The organism is Deltaproteobacteria bacterium (assembly GCA_026712905.1).
Lineage (GTDB): Bacteria > Desulfobacterota > Binatia > UBA9968 > JAJDTQ01 > JAJDTQ01.
This window is the reverse complement of sequence record JAPOPM010000264.1, coordinates 1-3,269: the sequence shown is the minus strand read 5'-3', so window position 1 is coordinate 3,269 and position 3,269 is coordinate 1. Positions and strand designations below refer to the sequence as shown.

3 protein-coding genes are annotated in these 3,269 nt (G+C 58.6%); all 3 read left to right on the top strand.

Annotation, left to right across the window (positions count from 1 at the left end; genetic code table 11):
* Nucleotides 1-153: 153 nt before the first annotated feature.
* The 3 genes from OXF11_21815 to OXF11_21805 all read left to right on the top strand — a co-directional run bounded on the left by OXF11_21815 (nucleotide 154) and on the right by OXF11_21805 (nucleotide 2,771).
* The gene (locus tag OXF11_21815; GenBank protein ID MCY4489725.1) at nucleotides 154-306 is read left to right on the top strand and encodes a hypothetical protein; all 153 of its coding nucleotides are present in this window, start codon (nucleotides 154-156) and stop codon (nucleotides 304-306) included.
* Nucleotides 307-742: 436 nt separating this feature from the next.
* The gene (locus OXF11_21810; GenBank protein ID MCY4489724.1) at nucleotides 743-1,432 is read left to right on the top strand and encodes a hypothetical protein; all 690 of its coding nucleotides are present in this window, start codon (nucleotides 743-745) and stop codon (nucleotides 1,430-1,432) included.
* A 55-nt stretch (nucleotides 1,433-1,487) separates the two neighbouring features.
* The gene (locus tag OXF11_21805; protein MCY4489723.1) at nucleotides 1,488-2,771 is read left to right on the top strand and encodes a hypothetical protein; all 1,284 of its coding nucleotides are present in this window, start codon (nucleotides 1,488-1,490) and stop codon (nucleotides 2,769-2,771) included.
* Nucleotides 2,772-3,269 lie beyond the last annotated feature (498 nt).

The following is a 3,269-nucleotide window of genomic DNA, read 5'->3' as shown; positions in this document are numbered from 1 at the left end:
GGAGGCCATGACCAAGACCCGGCTCCTGGACGCCCTGGCCGAATCGACCGGGCTCCAGAAGAAGGACGTGGCCTCGGTGCTGGACGAGCTTGGAGTGGTCATCGAGCGTCACGTCAGGAGACGCGCGGTGGGAACGTTCACACGCTTCCCGGCATGCTGAAGATCAAGGTGGTGCGCAAGCCCGCGACGAAGGCGCGCAAGATGATCTCGCCCTTCACCCGCCAGGAGATCACGGTGGCCGCGAAGCCCGTCTCGCGGGCGGTTAAGGTTCAGCCCCTGAGCGGGCTCAAGCGCATGACGGAGTAGTCGCGGGCTGGCGGCAAGGGAGCACGGTTACCTTGCTGGAGAGAGGGCGCGATGGTTCCCGCTCGCGCACCGTCGCGGCGTACGTGGCCCGGTGCCTGTCGTGGTCGAACACCGTGGATTCCGGGGGCTCTACGAGCCGCCATGGTGCGCTTACAAGTGCCGTCCCTTTTCGGACATTGCATGGCACATGTTGACGTCCGTGGCGGCCATCAGTTGGCGCTGCGTTGGCAGATGCTACCTCCAAACGGCCATGCAAAAAACCACTCCCAAGACAACGGGGTGAATCAATGAAGAGGAAGACCATCGGTGGGGTTGTAGGAGGCGTCGCTGGTGCCGGTATCGCGCGTATTTCGGTGCCGGTATCGGAATCGCCGCGGCTGGAAACGCCATTGCAGGGACCAGCAGACCAACTAGAAGAACTGGCTAGGCGGGGAGTGTGATCGGCAACCAAGTCGGAAAGCGTAGCAAACGTAGGCCGCCCGAACCCAAGCAGGAGAGCGAGACGGCAGGCGGTCTCAAGAATGCCGCGGCGCGCGAGGAGAGGAACGGCAGTTCCCATTTCAAAAACGTCCTCCCAAAGAGGATCCGCAAGAAAGTGACAAAGGTCAACGAGAGCAGCAACATGGACCGTCGGGGGCAGCTACGGCAGCGCTTCAATGGCCAGTTCGGACGCTGGGAGATTGAGTTGCCGATCGACGCAATGGAGCCCGGTGTGGTGTGGCTCATCGTTAAACGAGGTTGGACCATCTGGACGCGTTTCGATGTCGAGGACGACCGGGAGCGGCTCGACTACTACGCCATGCACCGTATGACCGACGACAGCCATGTTCGGATGTACGTCGATGGCGATGACGTCCGCTTGCCGGCCATGTCGGGGGTACGCTATTCCAAAGGGCGCCACCGAGGTGGAGGCGAAAGCCAAGGACTACACGCACAACCGATCGGTAGCGAAGCTGCTGGAGGAGAAGGGCTTCGTCATGACAAACCAAGCCCATGGCAGCGCCATCGTGAACCGCTATCTGCAGACTCACCCGGAAGCACTGGACCACAACGAGCCGCAGAAGACATCGGTGTGGGGGAAACTGAAGGGGATAGTGAGTGGGAGACTTCAAAGGTACGGAAGTGAGAACCGGTAGTCCAGGGTGCTGAGGAGGAAAGCATCCGCAAATTGGGAGCACCTGATGAATGAAACGGGCAACGAGGATGAGTCGACCCTATACAGGATCGAGGGGCTAACAAAGGCAAGTCAGAACCCGGAGGTGCAACGGTATATTCGCAGCGGTTCCTCGCAGTTTTGGGTAGCGGGAATCTTCATGAACGAGTGGGTTCGCCAGCTCGATTTCGAGAAATTGCTGAAGGATGTGTTGTCCGCCTCGGTGGTAGGACGGTTCGCCGGAGGATGGCTACAGAATCTCGATTTCAACATGTTGCCGCCGGATCTGATTCAATATTATCAGAGGGCCGGGGCAGCTTACCGGGATCTTGAAGCGGCAAAGGCGATATGGGAGACGATACCGGGACCGATCAGAATGAGCGGCGTTGAAGCTCTGAGAGAGTTTCATGCTTCCCGCGATTGGAGTCACATCATTCCCCGGAGCTTGGGGGGTGGTGATAGCGCGAGCGAAGGAATCTTTGAGAACGCTTCGTTAAATCGTGCAAGGGGTGATGCGACGATGACCTCGGCCGAGTTGGACTTGGCTCGTTCAGCCTTGAACTCGGAGGCGTTGCGTCTTGCGGTGGAGCAGGCGGCTAAGGTGGCCGTGGCCAGTGGCTTGGTGGCCGCCGTTGTCGAGGGTGTTTTCGCCACCATGGAAGAGGGCCTGGATTGTTTTGACGGGAAGATAACCAAATCGGAGTTCTACACTCGGGTGTTGAAGCGAATGGGTAAGTCAGTTGCGCGCGCCATCGCCATCTCGGGGCTTATCGTAGGCTTGGTGACCGTCTTCCCGGTCCTTCTGCCGGTGCTGAACTTCCTGGCGTTCCCGATGGCGGTTGTCAGCTTCACCCTGCTGGGTGTGAAATTTTACAGCCTCAGTGCGGCATGGTACCAGAGACTGCACCTCGATCCGAGTCTACCGGTAGAGTTACTTCCGGATTGGTTCCTGAATGTGGCTAGAGATGCGACCAAGGGTGCCCCGAATTGGGTCCTGGATAAGACCAAGGATGTCGCCGTCCTGGTTGGGGACGCAGCTAAGCGTGCTCCTGGATTGGCTCGGGATGCTATGGCCTTGGTTTGGGACAAGTCCAGACAAGCTCCTGGACTACTTTGGGAGGCGAGACGAAATGTATTGAAGGACATCAAAGGCGTTTCCGGGTACGTTCCGGAATGGGTCTCGGATAAGTCAAGAGACATTCCTCACGATGTTTCGAGTTGGGCTTCGCAGTGGTTTTGTGAAAAGATTTGGGCGTCGCAAGCGCGAACCGTAGAGAAGACTAAGGCGGCTCCGAGGCTCTGGGGCCGGTAATCCTTCACTCGTACCGTGAGGACCCAGACGGGCAATGGGTGCGGAACGGCGGACATGCGCAGGATCGAGGACGGAGATGCGCTTCGGTGCGCAGAAATTGGATTGAATTCGCTTGCCTTTTGCTTACGGATCTGGTTCGCGAGAATCAGGACGGCCTTGTCGAGCGTTATCCAATTGTCGTTTATTATCATTGGTCTATCGAACCTTCCGATCTTGCGACGGCTGTAGGAATTATCCGTCTACGAACGGTGAGAAGGAGATGCAATGGTAGTTGGGACCTTTCCGTTTGGGCAGCCTATACAGAGCGTGACACAGGCGAAGCGTGGTCCGAAGCGTGTGTTCGTTTTGGGTGTATACGCCAGCGCAGTTCACGCCCGGTGGTGCGACCCCGGGGGCGCACAGAGAGTCCAGGCTCTGGGGGTGGCGTCAGAGCCCTGTATCTTCTGGCGCGGCGAAGGCGTGGAGGAAATCCTGTCGGCAATCGATGTGCCGCCCGAG